The following is a 14,523-nucleotide window of genomic DNA, read 5'->3' on the forward strand; positions in this document are numbered from 1 at the left end:
TGCTCCTCGCGACGCTGCTTGTGGTTACTTCCCCTGGACACCCAGGCCCCTGGCGACCTGCAGGCCCAGGTCCTTGTGGACGCTGCGCCAGTAGTCGACGACGCGCTCCTTCGTCTCCGCCGTCACCTCGGGCGCCGAGGCGTGCGCGACGATGTTGGTCACCAGGTGCGCGCGGTCCGTGTCGGTCATGACCTTCTCCCACAGGGCCCGAGCCTGGACGAAGTCGTCGTCCTCGACGTGGAGCCGGTGGGCGCTGCGGACGATCTCGCCGGTGACCTCGTAGTGCTCGCCGACGAGCAGCATAGGGTCGGCGACCGGGCCGCCGAAGCTGTTGGGCGCGTACACGGGGTCGCCCGGGTTGCCGTACCGCATGGACCCGTCGCGGTTGTAGGAGTGCACCGCGTTCTTCGGCCGGTTGACCGGCAACTGCAGGTAGTTGGCGCCGATCCGGTAGCGGTGGGTGTCGGGGTAGCTGAACAGCCGCCCCTGCAGCATCTTGTCCGGGGAGGGCGCCACGCCCGGAACCAGGTTCGACGGCTCGAAGGCGGCCTGCTCGACCTCGGCGAAGTAGTTCTCCGGGTTGCGGTTGAGCGTCAGGGTGCCGATGTCGATCGGCGGGTAGTCCTCGTGCGGCCAGATCTTGGTCAGGTCGAACGGGTTGAACCGGTAGTCCGCCGCGTCCTCGAAGGGCATGACCTGCACCTGGAGGGTCCAGGTCGGGTGGTCGCCCTTCCTGACCGCCTGGTAGAGGTCCCGGATGTGGAAGTCCGGGTCGTCGGCGCCCGCGGCCGCCGCCTCGTCGCCCGTGAAGTTCCTGATGCCCTGGTCCGTCTTGAAGTGGTACTTCACCCAGAACTTCTCCCGGGCGTCGTTGTACCACAGGAACGTGTGGCTGCCGTAGCCGTTCATGTGCCGCCAGGAGAACGGGGTGCCGCGGTCGGACATCAGGATCGTGACCTGGTGCGCCGACTCCGGCGACAGCGTCCAGAAGTCCCACTGCATGTTGTTGTCGTGCAGGTGGTTGTCGGCACGCCGCTTCTGCGAGTGGATGAAGTCCGGGAACTTCTGCGGGTCGCGGATGAAGAAGATCGGCGTGTTGTTCCCGACAATGTCGTAATTGCCTTCTTCGGTGTACAGCTTCACCGCGAAGCCGCGCGGGTCGCGGGCCGTGTCCGCGAAGCCGAGCTCACCGGCCACCGTCGAGAAGCGCAGGAACAGGTCCGTGCGCTTGCCGCGGCGGAAGACGTCGGCCTTGGTGTACTGGCTGACGTCCTCGGTGATCTCCAGGACTCCGTACGCGCCGCCGCCCTTGGCGTGCACGACCCGCTCGGGCACGCGCTCGCGGTCGAAGTGCGCGAGCTTCTGGATCAGGTAGTGGTCCTGCAGCAGCAGCGGGCCGTCGGCCCCCACGGACTGGGAGAACTCGTCGCTCGGTACCGGGATACCGCTGTCCGTGGTCGTCACGGGACGACTCTCGGTCATGGCACATTCCCTTCGGTTGGCGGTTGGTCTGTGCGGCGGGCGTCGGCACAACGCCCCTGAGCGGCACAGCCCGTGGGGGCTGTGCCGCTCGGCGCCGGGGCGGTGACTAGGCGAGTTCCGCCCGGAGCAGCCAGTTGCGCGGCACTCCCTTGACCTCGCGGGGCTGCACGGCGTAGGGCCAGCGGCCCTCGCCCGCACCGGGCTCGCCCGGCTCCTTGAGCTCCCGTACGGTCCAGCCGGTGCCGGCCATGAACTCCTCGGGCTCGTCGGTCCCGAAGAGCCAGGGGATGCCGTCCTCGTTAAGGGAGGACAGGAAGATCTGAGTGGCGGGGCTGCGCAGCAGCGTCCTGCTCAGGATGTCCACCGCCACCCAGCTGCCCGGGGCGGAGTTGGCCGCGAAGGTGCGCATCAGCGTGGCGGACTGCTCCTCGGTCAGGAAGAACAGCAGGGCCTCGGGGATCCACAGCGTGGGCAGGGAGGGGTCGAAGCCGGCGGCGCGCAGCGACGCGGACCAGTCGCCCGCCAGGTCCGCCCCGACGCGCTGGAGCTTGACGGTCGGCGCCGGGGAGCCGAGCTGGGCGAGGCGCTTCTCCTTCTCGTCGATCAGCGCCTGGTGGTCGACCTCGAACACGGTGACGTCGTCCGGGAGGCTCAGCCGGTACGCACGCGTGTCCATGCCGGCCGCGATCAGCACGACCTGCCGGATGCCGCTCCCCACGAGATCGTTGATGGCGTCGTCGAGGTAGCGGGTGCGGACGGCCACGAACTCGACGAGTCCGCCGCCGCCGTAGTGGTCGAGCAGCTCGAATCCGCGCGGCGCGGCGAGCGCCCGGGCCAGCGGGTCGTTGAACAGCGCGTCGCTCCGCTCGCTCTCCAGGGCGCGGGCGGCCGCAGTCCACTGCGACGTGTAGGACACGGTCTCCATGACAGGCTCCGTTCTCGGGATGGTCTGGTTCAGGAGTTCTTGGGCCGGCACCGGAACCGGGCGTTCAGGATCAGGGTCAGGACTTCGGTTCCGTCCGCGTTCACCAGGCGTCCGCGGTTGCGGACGATGCGGAAGTCGGGCGCGGAGAGGGAGGGAAGGGAGCCGAGGATCTCGCACGTGCCGCTGAGCACGTCACCCGGCCGGACCGGGTGCAGGAAGCGCACTTCGTCCACTCCGGGCGAGCCCTCGACCGTGCCCGCGGCCGCGGCCTCGGGCAGCAGCGTCGTCACGTACAGGCGCATCCAGATCGCCGCGGTGTTCCACCCGCTGGCGATCAGGCCGCCGAAGGCGGAGGTGCGCCCCGCCTCCTCGTCGACGTGGTACGGCTGCGGGTCGTAGGTGCGGCCGAAGGCGGTGATCTCCTCGGCCGTCACCTTGTGCGTCCCGAGGTCGTGGCGCGTCCCGGTCTCGTAGTCCTCGGCGTGGAGGAAACGGCCCATCAGAAGTACTTCCGCTCGATGGCCTCCAGCGTGCGGAAGTCGGCGAGGTCGATGGCCTCGTGGTCGATCTCCACCCCGCTGGCCTCCTCGACCGTCAGGACGAACTCGACGAAGGAGAGGGAGTCGACGAGGCGGGAGCCGATGAGGTCCTCGTCCGGGGCTATGGAGGTGCGCTCGGGGTGCTTGGCCAGCAGCCAGGTGCGCACGGCGTCAACGTTGGACGAGGTCTTGCTGGGCATGGAATTCCTCCTCGAGTGGGGGGCGTCCCGTCGCGCCGGCCGCGACGGCGACGGCGAACTGTTCTTCGTGGGAGATGCTGACGTCGATCGCCTCGATGCCGGCATCGGCGGCCCATCGGCTCGCCGGCCCGGTGAGAGTGACGCAGGGCCATTCGCCGGGGCTTTTCAGAACTTCGATGGACTGCCAGGGAAGCGGTTGGCCGGGGACGCGGAAGAGCTTGAAGACCGCTTCCTTGGCCGCGAGCCGGCCGGCCACTCCGTGGATGTCCCATCCGGTGGTGAACCGGCTCAGCTCCGCTTCCGCGGGGGTGAGCATCAGGTGCAGCAGCCGGCCGTCGTCGGCATCGGCCATGGTCCGTACGCGGGACAGGGGGACGAGGTCCACCCCGACCCGGATCGCGGCTGCGCTCACGAGGCCGCGGCGTTGACGACCGCGCGGGCGCGCTGCAGATCGCCGTCGAACCGGTCGCTCAGCACCGCGAGCCACCGTTCGAGGCCGAAGGCGACGCAGCCCGTGAAGGCGTTCTCGCCCGTGCCGTCGACCGTGATGCGGCACCGCTCGCCGAAGAAGTTGCGGTGGGTGTTGACCGAGGCGATGGCCAGGCCGTCGGCCTGGAACTCGTGCTTGACCGGGCTGAGCCGCTGCAGGAGGGCACGGCCGCTGTCGCGCTCGAAGAACGGGTCCGTGGCCGCCTCCTTGGTCAGCTCCAGGCCGAGGTTCTTCGCGAACTCCTCGATCCGGTCGGTGAAGCGGGCGATGACCTGCTGGGTGTGCTCGAAGGAACCGATGGCCACGATCTCCCGCATCTGGAAGCTGAGCAGCCGCCTGAGCCCTTCGTACTTCTCCTCGTTGCGGAAGCACCGGTTGATCAGGGTGATGGTGGTCTCGGGGGCCACCGACCGGTTCTCGAAGTAGAGGTAGGCGCCGTAGCAGCTGGAGTGCGGCAGGCCCAGGAACGAGGGGCCGACGTCGCCGCTGGCGAAGGAGCCCTCCACCGGCGCCGGCGGGGCGCCGGTCACGTCCAGCGGACCGCCGACGAACTGCAGGTGCGGGAAGTTCTCGTAGACGTCGAACTTCTCCAGGTCACTGAGCGGATAGACGGGCGGCGGCATGATCTCCCGCGCGCCGGCCTCGTCGGCCCAGCGGGTGATGGTGCGGTCCAGATCGCGCAGCAGGTCGGTCTGGTCGGGGCCGAGGATGGTGAGGGCACCGCCCTGGGCCGTCGAGATCGTCGCGGTCACGCCTCCCCCTGTCCCACGGACGCCCGGGAGACGCTCAGGTCCCGGTCCTGCAGAATCCCGGTCTTGACCAGGTAGTTCAGAGGCTTGCGGAATACCTGCTGCTGGAACTCCGCACTGCGCGGGGAGGCCAGCAGGCGCCGTCGGACGGCGAACGGCTCGGGAATTCCGGCGTCCCGGTAGACCTGCGGGTTGAACAGCGACTCGAAGCTGTAGTTCAGGTAGCGCTTGAGGTACTCCCGCACCTGGCGGAGTTCCTCTTCCGAGGCCTTCGCCTTCAGGTCCCTGAAGAGCAGGGAGACCAGTTCGCGGCCGAAGGCGATGTGCCGCGACTCATCCTGGTGGTGAATGCGGTTGACCGCGCGGATGGTGTCGTGCAGCCGTTCGTCGGCCGCCATCGTGCTGTTGAAGTGGTCGACCAGTTCCTCGAAGAGGAGGATGCGGACGAACACCAGGAAGCTGGCGGCCTCGTCGGACCACGTGCTCCCCTGACCGGCCGGTTCCAGCTGCCGGTAGATCTTCTTGCCGTAGCGCAGACAGAACTCGGCGAAGAACCACATGTGCTCGTTCTCTTCGCCGATGAAGTGGTGAAAGAACTCCGACGGAATCTCGAAGCCCCGGGTGTGGATGCGCCTGGTCACCTCGACGATGAGCTCGCGGATTCCGTCCACATTGAGACTGTAGAAATTGATGCTCTCGTACCGCGACAGGCGGTAAAGCTGTTCCTGGTCGAGTTCGGAGGCGACGTCGGTGCCGTAGGTGGTCGTGAGTTCGGGACTCATCCACCACCGGTTCTCCGGCAGGGAATCCGGCCAGTCGAACATCCGGTAGGGGTTGTAGTAGTCCTCGACCGATTTGCGGTTCAGACGTTCCAGGATCTCCTGGAATCGGTCGTCCTTACTGATCAGCTCGCTGATCATCCTACCTCCTGCTGTCCGGGGGGCGGTTGATCAATGTAGGGCGACAGTTCCACGCGCTCCGCGAACGGTCCAATAAAACCGCTCTATAGATCAAATAGATGATCACTAACAGGGCAGGCAGGAGGCCTTTCCGGGGCCCTTCGAGTGGCGTGGGTCACAAGGTGGGGGTGGATCGAGAGAGGGGAAATGCCTGGTATGGGCCGATAGTTGAGCCGCGCCGGCCCCGAGCCGGCCTCGCCGTCAAAGGCCTGTATCCGCTGCAGCGTTGTTGACCCGGCTTGGATCACGGTTGCTACACTCGTGAAGCACCCGGAAAACAACTTTCGTATGGCAATGCCCAGTTCAGGCGGGAGGTCGTGTGCGTGCGGGGTGACGAGGAGCCTTTACTGAACCTCTCCGGTCTGCTGCGCCGCCTGGAGTACTTCGTTGCGGTGGCCGACGAGCTTCACCTGGGGAGGGCGGCCCGGCGCTGCGGGGTGAGCCAGCCCACCCTCTCGCACCAGATGAAGGTGCTGGAGAAGGAGCTGGGCGCCGAACTGCTCAGCCGCGGCAGCCGCCGGATAGCGCTGACCGCGTCGGGCAAGGCACTTCAGGAGGAGGCGCCGCGGCTCCTGCAGTGCACGTACTCGATCAAGGCGCGTATCCAGCAGGCCGCCGCGGAGAGCAGACGCCCGATACGGGTCGTCTTCAGCCGCTCGGGACACGCCCTGCGCCAGCGGGAGATGGTCGCGGAGTTCCGCGAGCGCAACGCCGTCCCGGTCTCCGTCGAATCCGGCTGGTCGGAGCGGAACATCAATCTGGTGCGCGCCGGACAGGCCGATTTCGCGTTCGTCAGGCCGCCCATCGAGGCGGACGACCTGCGGATGTCCGTGGTGGGTGACGTGGAACTGGTCAAGCTCCTCCCGGGAGGCGGCGCCGCGGACCGCGCCGCGCAGGAGCAGCCCACCGGGGAGCTTCCGCTCATCATGTGGCCCCGGTCGCTCGCCCCCGGGCTCTACGACAAGGTCCTGGACTTCGTCAGCCATGAGCGGTCCCCGCAGGTCGCCTGGGAAGAGCCCGACTACATCAACGTGGCCGCGGCCGTGGCCTCGGGCGCCGGCGTGTCGTACATGGACCGGGGCATCGCCGAATGGATGAGCCTCAGCGCCGAGCTGCGCGTGCGTCCGCTGGGGCTGCCCGAGCCGCGCACGGACATCGCCGTGGTCTGGCGCAACGACCAGGACCAGGAGCTGGCCTCGCGGTTCGTCGCCGCGTGCTGCCGGATCGGGTACGCCGACAGCGGCGCGGACCGCGGCTGCCTGGTGCGCTGAGGAACCGTCGCCTTCCTCCGCGGGGCGGAGCCGTCCGAACCTGAAGGAGAACCTCTGTGAACTGCTACGACTGCCACGCCGCCGAGGGCGCCCACACCCCTGCGGTCGCCGTCTGCCACGGCTGTAACTCCGGCCTCTGCCCCGACCACCTCCGCATGACCCGCCCGGTGCTGCACCGCCCGAACGGCATGGGCGTCTCCCACGGCTCCACCCCGGCCCGGCAGATCCTGTGCGTCACCTGCCACGCCGCCCGGGCCGGCCTGTCCGCCCCGTCGGCAGCGCGGTGCGATCCTCCCGTGCCGGCCGTACCGGGGCCGGGTCCCGCGGGTGCCCGCGGGACCGCGGAGTGTCCCGCAGAGGCCTGACCCGGGGCGGTCCGGTACCGCCGTGTAGCGTCGGGATCACAGGGTTCGGGGCGGGGAGGACGGCATGGCGGACGGCGGCGGACAGCTCGGGCGGGCCGCAGGGCGCGGGCACGCCGGGGAGGCCGGGCACGCCGGGGAGGCCGGGCACGCCGGGCGGCTCGGGCAGCGAGGGCTCCTCGCGTACATCGGTTCGTTCACGGAGGCCGGCGGCCGGGGGATCACGGTCGCGCGGACCGACCCCGGCACGGGCGCGCTGACACTCCTGGGCTCCACGGACGCCGTGCCGAACCCCTCCTTCCTCGCCCTCTCGCCGGGGGCGGATGTGCTGTACGCGGTGAGCGAGACCGACGAAGGCGCCGCCGCGGCGTTCTCCCTGGCCGATCCCGTACGGCCCGAGCCGCTCGGCCCGCCGGTGCCCGTACGCGGTGACGGCCCCACGCACCTGGCCGTCACCGGCAGCCACCTGTTCACCGCCAACTACGGCTCGGGCAGCGTCAGCGCCCTCCCGGTGCGTACGGGCGGCGGACCGGGCGCCCCGGCCGCGGTCATGGCCCACCGGGGCGGCGGCCCGGACAGCGACCGGCAGAAGGGCCCGCACGCCCACGCCGTCGTCCCCGACCCCGCGGGCGGCAGGCTCCTGGCCGTCGACCTCGGCACGGACTCGGTGTGGACGTATGCCCTCGACCCGGTGACCGGTCTGCCCCGCCCGCACGCGGAGACGCCCCTGCGGCCCGGCACGGGGCCCCGGCACCTCGTCTTCTCCCCGGTGAACGACCGCGTCTACGTGCTGAACGAGCTGGTCCCGAGCGTGACGGTCTGCCGCTGGAGCGCTGCGGAAGGGGTGCTCGAACCGCTCGGCGAGACCCGGGTCCTGCCTCCGGGCGAGGGCGTGCGGACGTACCCCTCCGCACCGGTGGTCTCCGCCGACGGGCGGTTCCTGTGGACGGCCAACCGCGGCCACGACAGCATCTCGGTCCTGGCCCTCGACGCGTCCGGGGACGTCCTCGGACTCCCCGAGACCGTCGGCTGCGGAGGCGTCTGGCCGCGGGACCTGACGCTGCACCCGTCGGGCCGTCACCTGTACGCCGCCAACGAGCGGTCCGGCGACGTCACCTGGTTCGCCGTGGACGCGGAGACCGGGACGCCGCAGCTCGCGGGCTCGGTCCCCGTGCCGGCGGCATCCTGCGTGATCTTCGCCTGAGGCGGCGATTTGCCTGAGGCGGCGACCGGATCCTCGCCCGGAACGGCCGAAGAGGGGCCCCGCAGCGCGGGAGCCCCTCTTCCGGGAATTCCGGGAAAACAGAGAACAAAGGCGGAACGGGCGGGCCGGGCGGTCAGACGGTCACGGTACGGTCTGATCGCCCGGCCCCGCCGGTCGTACGCGTCAGCGCGCCGGAACGCCCTGGGGCGGCTGCACGGATATGCCCAGGACCTCGGCGTACTTGGCCAGGACGAGCTTGCCGATCGCCGGGTAGGCGCCGAGCGGCGCGGCGGCGGCGCAGTCGGCCTCCTTGGCCGCGGCGTCCGCGAGGCCCTCGGCGATCTCCGGGCCGATCAGGCCCGGGGCGAGCGCCAGGTTCCGCGAGCCGGAGCCGCGCAGCTGGTCGGCGGCCCGGGCGATGTCGCCCTCGATGTCCAGCGCGGCCGCGAGGACCGGCACGGCGAGGCGGGCGGAGAGCAGCATGCCGCTGATCCCGGCGGCCTGCACGGCCTCCTCGCCGCCGACCGTGGCCAGGATGATCCCGTCCGCAGCCGTTGCAACTGTGAACAGTCGAGCGCGGTCGGCGCGGGCCAGGCCGGCCTCCGACAGGCGCACGTGCAGGGCCTCGGCGAGGAGCGGGTGCGGGCCGAGCGCGTCGGTGAGCTCCGCGGCGCTGCCGCTGCTCATCACGGACTGGCGGACCCGGCGCAGGAGAGAGTTGTCCGGACCGGCCAGGAGCGGCACCACGATGGCCGGGGGCCACTGGTCCCAGGCGTCGGCGGCGCCGTCCTCGGTACCGGCTTCGCGGGCTTCGCTCGCGCGAGCGGCGCGCTGGGCGGCGGCGTAGGCGAGGACGGATTCCAGCGAGGGGTAGCCCTCGGCGGCCCCGTCGGCGTCCACGTAGCCGATGCGTGCGTCGAGGCCCGGGAGCTCGGAGCGCGCGATGCTGAGGATCTCCTCGGCGAGGGAGCGCGTCTCCGTGTCGGGGAGCCCCGGAACGGCGAGAACCAGCGGCGGCGCGCCGGCGGGGGCGGCCGCCGGCTCCGGCCGCCGGTGCCGTCCGGGCTGACGGGGTCGCGGCATTCGTACAGGCAGGCCAGGCGCGGGCCCTGTGGGGGAGCTCATGGCGCCGCATGTTAGTCGTTCAAGGCGCTGGGCCGTTCGGGTGGGGGCGCTCCCGTGACGTCTGTCCGGATTTATTCGCCCATAAATACGCTCATCGCAGAAGTGTTCAGCAAACGATCCGGAGCATCGGAGGATCGGCCGGCAGCAGCAGGCCGCCCGTCAGCAGGGCCTCCGCCACGCACAACGCCCCGTCCAGCGGCTCGCCCGCCGCCGTGACCTGTCGCGTATGAGGAAGTTGCATCTGCAACTCCTCGAACAGGGGTGTGAGCAGGGGGGCGCCCATGCGGAGGAGGCCACCGGTCAGCGCCACCTCGTACGTCCCACCGGCCCGGGCCGAACCGGCTGCCCCGGCTGCCTCGGCCGAACCGGCTGCCCCGGCCGTCCGTGGTGGCGATCCCGCGGGAGGTCCTTCCCGGCCGGGCCGGGAGGGCGGGCACACCGCCGCGGCCGCCTCGGCGATGTGCCGGGCCGCCCGGCGGAGAATGCCGGCCGCGACCGGGTCGGCTGCCGCGCACCGGCCCACCTCGGGGGCGAAGGAAGCCAGGACGGCGGGCCGGTCGGCGCGGGGGTAGAGGAGGGCCGGCAGCTCCGGCGCCGGGCCGAAGAGCGCGTGCAGGCGCTCGAGCAGGGCGTGCGAACCGCCGGCCCGCCCGTCGTGGGCGCGCATCGCCGCCTCCAGCCCGGCGCGGCCGATCCACGCCCCGCTGCCGCAGTCGCCGAGCAGGTGACCCCAGCCGTCGGCGCGCCGCCAGCCGCCCTCCGCGGTCAGGTCCGTGCCCACCGCGACCAGCCCGGTGCCCGCGGCGACGACGGCCCCCGGCCGCTGGCCCAGGGCGCCGGCGTAGGCGGTGACCGCGTCCGTGGCCAGGGCGAGCACGCGCACGGCCAGGGCCTCCCGGAGTGCGGAAGGGAGGACGGCGTGCAGATCGCCGCCGAGGGCGGCCATGCCGGCGGCGCCGACGCAAGCGGTCTCGCAGTGCCGCGCCCCCGCCCCGGCCAGCAGCTCCTCGGCCGCCGGCACCACCTGGGCGAGCAGGCTGCGCGCGTCGATCCCCTTCTCGCCCACCGTGGCCGGGACCGCGGAGGACCAGGTCAGGGCGGGGCCGTCGCCGGGGACGCGGCGCAGGGCGACGCGGATCCCCGAGCCGCCGGAGTCGACGCCGAGAACGCAGCCGCCCGCGGGGCTCACCGGGCCGGCCGCAGCCGCAGGCGCTCCGAGGAGCGGCCGGGCCCTCCGCGGCGCGGTGTCACGGCGGCGGCCGCGGACCTCACGGCAGCTGCCAGTCCACCGGAGCGGCGCCCTGCCGCGCCAGCAGGTCGTTGGCCCGGCTGAACGGCCGCGAGCCGAAGAAGCCGCGGTCGGCCGACATGGGGGAGGGGTGTGCCGACTCCACGGACGGCACCTGCCCCAGCAGCGGCCGCAGGTTGCGGGCGTCGCGGCCCCACAGGATCGCCACCATCGGGCGCCCCCGCTCGACCAGCGCCCGGATCGCCTGCTCGGTGACCTCTTCCCAGCCCTTGCCCCGGTGCGCGGCCGGCTTGCGCGGGGCGGTGGTCAGCGCTCTGTTGAGCAGGAGCACGCCCTGCCGGGTCCACGGCGTCAGGTCCCCGTTGGACGGGCGGGGAAGCCCCAGGTCGGTGTGGAGCTCGCGGTATATGTTCTCCAGGCTGCCGGGCAGCGGCCGTACCTCCGGTGCGACCGAGAAGCTCAGCCCCACGGCGTGACCCGGCGTCGGGTACGGGTCCTGACCCACGATCAGCACCCGGACGTCGTCGAACGGCTGCTGGAAGGCGCGCAGGACGTTTGCCCCCGACGGCAGGTACGTACGGCCCGCGGCGATCTCGGAGCGCAGGAAGTCCCCCATCGCGGCGATGCGGCCCGCCACCGGCTCCAGGGCCTTCGCCCAGCCCGGTTCGACGATCTCGTGCAAAGGTCGTGCAGCCACAGCTGCCGCCCCTCCCTGTAAACAAACTGCTGGCAGTTGCGCAAGTCCAGGATCGTACGCGAAGGAGGGGCCGCACCCGCAGTCCGGGCCCCGGATCCGGAGCGTGCGGACGGCCGCGCGGAACAGGGCGCGGATCCGTACGTACCCGTACGTATCCGCGCCCGGCAGATTCAGCCGTACGGGTGCCGCGGGCGGAGCGTACGGCCTCGCGCGTCAGACGGCCCAGGCGTACTGGTCGGGGAAGCGCTTCGCCGCGCCGAGTCCGGCCGCCGCGCGGTGGGGCCAGTGCGGGTCGCGCAGGAGCTCGCGGCCGAGCAGGACGGCGTCGGCGTCGCCCTCGGCGACGATCTGCTCGGCCTGCCGGGGGTCGGTGATGAGGCCGACCGCGGCGGTCGGCAGGCCGGCCTCCCGGCGGATCCGCCGGGCGAACGGCACCTGGTACCCCGGGCCGGTGGGGATGCGGATGCCGGAGGTGATGCCGCCCGTGGAGACGTCCATCAGGTCCACGCCGCGCGCCCGCAGCTCGTGCGCGAGACGCACGGTGTCGCCCGTGGTCCAGCCGTCGCGCCCGTCCTCGGGGTTCTCCGTCACCCAGTCCGTGGCCGAGGCCCGGAAGAACACCGGCAGTTCCTGCGGCCACACCCCGCGCACCGCTTCCACGACCTCCAGCGCGAACCGCATCCGGTTCTCAAGCGATCCGCCGTACCGGTCGGTGCGGCGGTTGCTGAGCGGGGAGAGGAACTGGTGGATGAGGTAGCCGTGGGCGCCGTGCAGCTCGACGACCTGGAAGCCGGCGGCCAGGGCGCGCCGTGCGGCGTCCGCGAACTGCCCCACGATCTCCTGGATCTGCTCCGCGGTCAGCTCCGTGGGGGCGGGGTGGCCCTCCGCGTACGGCACTGCGCTCGGGGCGACCGTCTGCCAGGCCTCCTCCGGGCCCACCGGCCCGCCGCCGCGCCACGGCCGGTCGGTGGCGGCCTTGCGGCCCGCGTGACCGAGCTGGATGCCGGCCACGGTGCCGCGCTCTCTGAAGAAGGAGGTGATGCGGCGGAGGGCCGCGGTCTGGGTGTCGTTCCAGAGCCCCAGGTCGGCCGGGCTGATCCGGCCCTCCGGGCTGACCGCGGTCGCCTCCACGAGGATCAGCCCCGCTCCGCCGGTCGCGCGGGCGGTGTAGTGCGCGAAGTGCCAGTCGTTCGCGACACCCGCATCCGGTCCGGAGACCTCGGCGCTGTACTGGTCCATCGGGGCCATCCAGACGCGGTTGGGGATGGTGAGCGAACGCAGGGTGTACGGGGTGAACAGGGCGGTCACGGCAGGCTCCTATGCGCTTCACGGCGACTCGCGGGGACTCACGGCGACGCCTTCCCGGTGCGGCGGGTTCCGCGGCGGGCAACAGTTCGTACGATAGCCCTCGTAGTACGAGGGATGTCAAACTACGATGCCTCTCGTACAATGGGGGCTTCGTGGAGCAACCTGACGCACCTGGAGGAGCAGCCGTGCCAGCACAGAACCGGCCGTCGTCGAGCGGCCGCTCCCTGGAGCACCCCGACCGCGCGGAGATCCGCCTGGAAGGCGTGCTGCACGCGCTCTCCGACCCCATGCGCCTGCAGATCGTGTGCGACCTCGCCGCGGTCGAGGGCGAGTTGAACTGCTCGGTCTTCGACCTCCCCGTGAGCAAGTCGACGACGACGCACCACTTCCGGGTGCTGCGCGAGAGCGGCGTGGTCCGGCAGATCTACCGGGGCACGGCGAAGCTGAACGCCCTGCGCCGCGACGATCTCGAAGCGCTCTTCCCGGGCCTGCTCGGCGCCGTCCTCACGGCGGCCGGGCACCAGGCGTCCCGCCTCGGCGTCCCGTCCTGACCGGCTCGGGGCGGGGCCCCGGGGATCAGCTGCGGGCGCGGGCCGCCGACAGCAGACCCTCCCAGTCCGGGATCTTCACCGGGCCGCGGCCCAGCCCCTCGCCGAGAGCGGCCTCCGCGGCCTCGATCGCCAGCCAGCCCGGCCACTCCACCGGCTCCCGCCCCGCCGCCCGCAGGACGGCGTGCGCGTCCGCCACCGGCGCGGGCCGGCGTGCCGCGAGCGCCCCGGCGTCGGCCAGCAGGGACGTCACCGTCTCCTTCGCGCACGAGCGGTTCGTGCCGATCACGCCCGTCGGGCCGCGCTTGATCCACCCCGCCACGTACTCGCCCGGCGACGGGACGCCGTCGCGCAGCACGCGCCCCGCCGCATGCGGCACGATGCCCAGCTCCGCGTCGAACGGCAGCCCCGCGATCGGCACCCCGCGGTAGCCCACCGAGCGCAGCACCAGCTGGGCCTCGACGTCCTCGAACTCGCCCGTGCCGACGACGCCGCCGCGCCCGTCCGGCGCCGTCCGCTCGAAGCGCACGGCGCGCACCGCCCCGTCACCGCCACCGAGCAGCGCGGCGGGCCGGAGGAAGAACCGCAGGTGGATGCGGCGCGGGCGGCCGCCGGGCGGCCGTTCGGCCCAGCCCCGCAGGACCTCGACGTTGCGCCGCCCCACCGCGGGCAGCCCCGCGGGATCGTCCCACGCGGGGTCGAGCGCCGCCTCCTGCGCCCGTACGAGCGTCTCGGCGCCGGGCAGTGCGCCCAGCTCACGCAGCTCCTTCGTGGTGAACTTCGCCTGCGAGGGGCCGCGCCGGCCGACCATGTGGATGTCCGTCACCCGGCTGGCCGCGAGGGCGGACAGCGCGGCGTGCGGCACGTCGGTTCCGTGCAGTTCGCTCGCGCCGCGCGCCAGCACCCGGGCCACGTCGACGGCCACGTTGCCCACGCCGATGACGACCGCGGAGCGCGCGCCCAGCACGAACCCGTCCGGCGCCGCGTCCGGGTGGGCGCTGTACCAGGAGACGAACTCGGTGGCCGAGAAGCTGCCTGCCAGGTCCTCGCCGGGGACGCCGAGCCGCCGGTCGGCCGCGGCCCCCACGCAGTAGACGACCGCGTGGTAGAGCTCCAGCAGCCGCCGCGGCGGGAGGCCGTGCGGCTCGTCCCCCACCGGGACGTTGCCGAAGAACGTGATGGCCGGGTGCTCCATGGCGGCCCGCAGGTTGCCCTGCAGGGACTTGATCTTCTCGTGGTCCGGGGCGACGCCGTAGCGCACCAGCCCGTACGGGCAGGGCAGCCGGTCCAGGACGTCCACCGTCAGGCCGGGGACGTCCTGCTGCTGCACCAGGGCCTGAGCGGTGTAGACCCCGCTCGGCCCCGACCCGACCACGGCGATACGAAGCACGGTGGGCCCCTTTCCGCAGACGTCC

The 14,523-nt window shown here is 72.1% G+C and carries 16 protein-coding genes; 4 read left to right on the forward strand and 12 right to left on the reverse strand.

The window, feature by feature from the left end:
* Positions 1-24: 24 nt before the first annotated feature.
* The 7 genes from FGW37_RS28150 to FGW37_RS28180 form a co-directional block, all read right to left on the reverse strand.
* Positions 25-1,482 carry a catalase gene (locus tag FGW37_RS28150; RefSeq protein ID WP_179083625.1) on the reverse strand — a complete coding sequence of 486 codons (1,458 nt, stop codon included), beginning with the start codon at positions 1,480-1,482 and terminating at the stop codon, positions 25-27.
* A gap of 106 nt (positions 1,483-1,588) precedes the next feature.
* Entirely contained in the window at positions 1,589-2,407 is an 819-nt protein-coding gene (locus tag FGW37_RS28155; protein ID WP_179083626.1) for an SAM-dependent methyltransferase, read from the reverse strand.
* A gap of 29 nt (positions 2,408-2,436) precedes the next feature.
* A complete protein-coding gene (locus FGW37_RS28160) occupies positions 2,437-2,907 on the reverse strand; it encodes a MaoC family dehydratase (RefSeq protein WP_179083627.1) in 471 nt (156 codons plus the stop codon).
* Positions 2,907-3,146 carry a phosphopantetheine-binding protein gene (locus tag FGW37_RS28165; RefSeq protein ID WP_179083628.1) on the reverse strand — a complete coding sequence of 80 codons (240 nt, stop codon included), beginning with the start codon at positions 3,144-3,146 and terminating at the stop codon, positions 2,907-2,909. Before FGW37_RS28165 ends, FGW37_RS28160 begins: the two co-directional genes overlap by 1 nt.
* Entirely contained in the window at positions 3,118-3,498 is a 381-nt protein-coding gene (locus FGW37_RS28170; protein WP_179083629.1) for a holo-ACP synthase, read from the reverse strand. The genes FGW37_RS28165 and FGW37_RS28170 overlap by 29 nt, the downstream gene beginning before the upstream one ends.
* A gap of 56 nt (positions 3,499-3,554) precedes the next feature.
* Positions 3,555-4,388: an aminoacyl--tRNA ligase-related protein gene (locus FGW37_RS28175; protein WP_179083630.1), complete on the reverse strand. Its 834-nt coding sequence runs from the start codon at positions 4,386-4,388 to the stop codon at positions 3,555-3,557.
* Positions 4,385-5,305 carry a diiron oxygenase gene (locus FGW37_RS28180; RefSeq protein ID WP_179083631.1) on the reverse strand — a complete coding sequence of 307 codons (921 nt, stop codon included), beginning with the start codon at positions 5,303-5,305 and terminating at the stop codon, positions 4,385-4,387. The genes FGW37_RS28175 and FGW37_RS28180 overlap by 4 nt, the downstream gene beginning before the upstream one ends.
* A 362-nt stretch (positions 5,306-5,667) precedes the next feature.
* Between FGW37_RS28180 and FGW37_RS28185 the strand changes: the two genes are divergently transcribed.
* The 3 genes from FGW37_RS28185 to FGW37_RS28195 all read left to right on the forward strand — a co-directional run bounded on the left by FGW37_RS28185 (position 5,668) and on the right by FGW37_RS28195 (position 8,181).
* A complete protein-coding gene (locus tag FGW37_RS28185; protein ID WP_179083632.1) occupies positions 5,668-6,615 on the forward strand; it encodes a LysR family transcriptional regulator in 948 nt (315 codons plus the stop codon).
* A 56-nt stretch (positions 6,616-6,671) separates the two neighbouring features.
* Positions 6,672-6,980 (forward strand): DUF2180 family protein, encoded by a 309-nt coding sequence (locus FGW37_RS28190; protein ID WP_179083633.1) that lies wholly within the window; start codon positions 6,672-6,674, stop codon positions 6,978-6,980.
* A 64-nt stretch (positions 6,981-7,044) separates the two neighbouring features.
* Positions 7,045-8,181, forward strand: coding sequence for a lactonase family protein (locus FGW37_RS28195; RefSeq protein WP_179083634.1), 1,137 nt, complete (start codon positions 7,045-7,047; stop codon positions 8,179-8,181).
* 183 nt (positions 8,182-8,364) lie between these two features.
* On the opposite strand, the gene FGW37_RS28200 is transcribed toward FGW37_RS28195, so the two are convergent.
* The 4 genes from FGW37_RS28200 to FGW37_RS28215 all read right to left on the reverse strand — a co-directional run bounded on the left by FGW37_RS28200 (position 8,365) and on the right by FGW37_RS28215 (position 12,560).
* Positions 8,365-9,306, reverse strand: coding sequence for a sirohydrochlorin chelatase family protein (locus FGW37_RS28200; RefSeq protein WP_179083635.1), 942 nt, complete (start codon positions 9,304-9,306; stop codon positions 8,365-8,367).
* A 106-nt stretch (positions 9,307-9,412) separates the two neighbouring features.
* Positions 9,413-10,495, reverse strand: coding sequence for an N-acetylglucosamine kinase (locus tag FGW37_RS28205; protein ID WP_179083636.1), 1,083 nt, complete (start codon positions 10,493-10,495; stop codon positions 9,413-9,415).
* Positions 10,496-10,574: 79 nt separating this feature from the next.
* A complete protein-coding gene (locus FGW37_RS28210; protein WP_179083637.1) occupies positions 10,575-11,252 on the reverse strand; it encodes a uracil-DNA glycosylase in 678 nt (225 codons plus the stop codon).
* A gap of 213 nt (positions 11,253-11,465) precedes the next feature.
* Positions 11,466-12,560 (reverse strand): NADH:flavin oxidoreductase/NADH oxidase, encoded by a 1,095-nt coding sequence (locus FGW37_RS28215; RefSeq protein ID WP_179083638.1) that lies wholly within the window; start codon positions 12,558-12,560, stop codon positions 11,466-11,468.
* A gap of 185 nt (positions 12,561-12,745) precedes the next feature.
* Between FGW37_RS28215 and FGW37_RS28220 the strand changes: the two genes are divergently transcribed.
* Positions 12,746-13,111: an ArsR/SmtB family transcription factor gene (locus FGW37_RS28220; RefSeq protein ID WP_246430608.1), complete on the forward strand. Its 366-nt coding sequence runs from the start codon at positions 12,746-12,748 to the stop codon at positions 13,109-13,111.
* A gap of 25 nt (positions 13,112-13,136) precedes the next feature.
* Here FGW37_RS28220 and FGW37_RS28225 read toward each other — a convergent pair whose 3' ends face one another.
* Positions 13,137-14,498 carry an FAD-dependent oxidoreductase gene (locus FGW37_RS28225; RefSeq protein ID WP_179083639.1) on the reverse strand — a complete coding sequence of 454 codons (1,362 nt, stop codon included), beginning with the start codon at positions 14,496-14,498 and terminating at the stop codon, positions 13,137-13,139.
* Positions 14,499-14,523: the final 25 nt, after the last annotated feature.

Source organism: Streptomyces rectiverticillatus (assembly GCF_013394065.1).
GTDB classification, from domain to species: Bacteria; Actinomycetota; Actinomycetes; order Streptomycetales; family Streptomycetaceae; genus Streptomyces; species Streptomyces rectiverticillatus.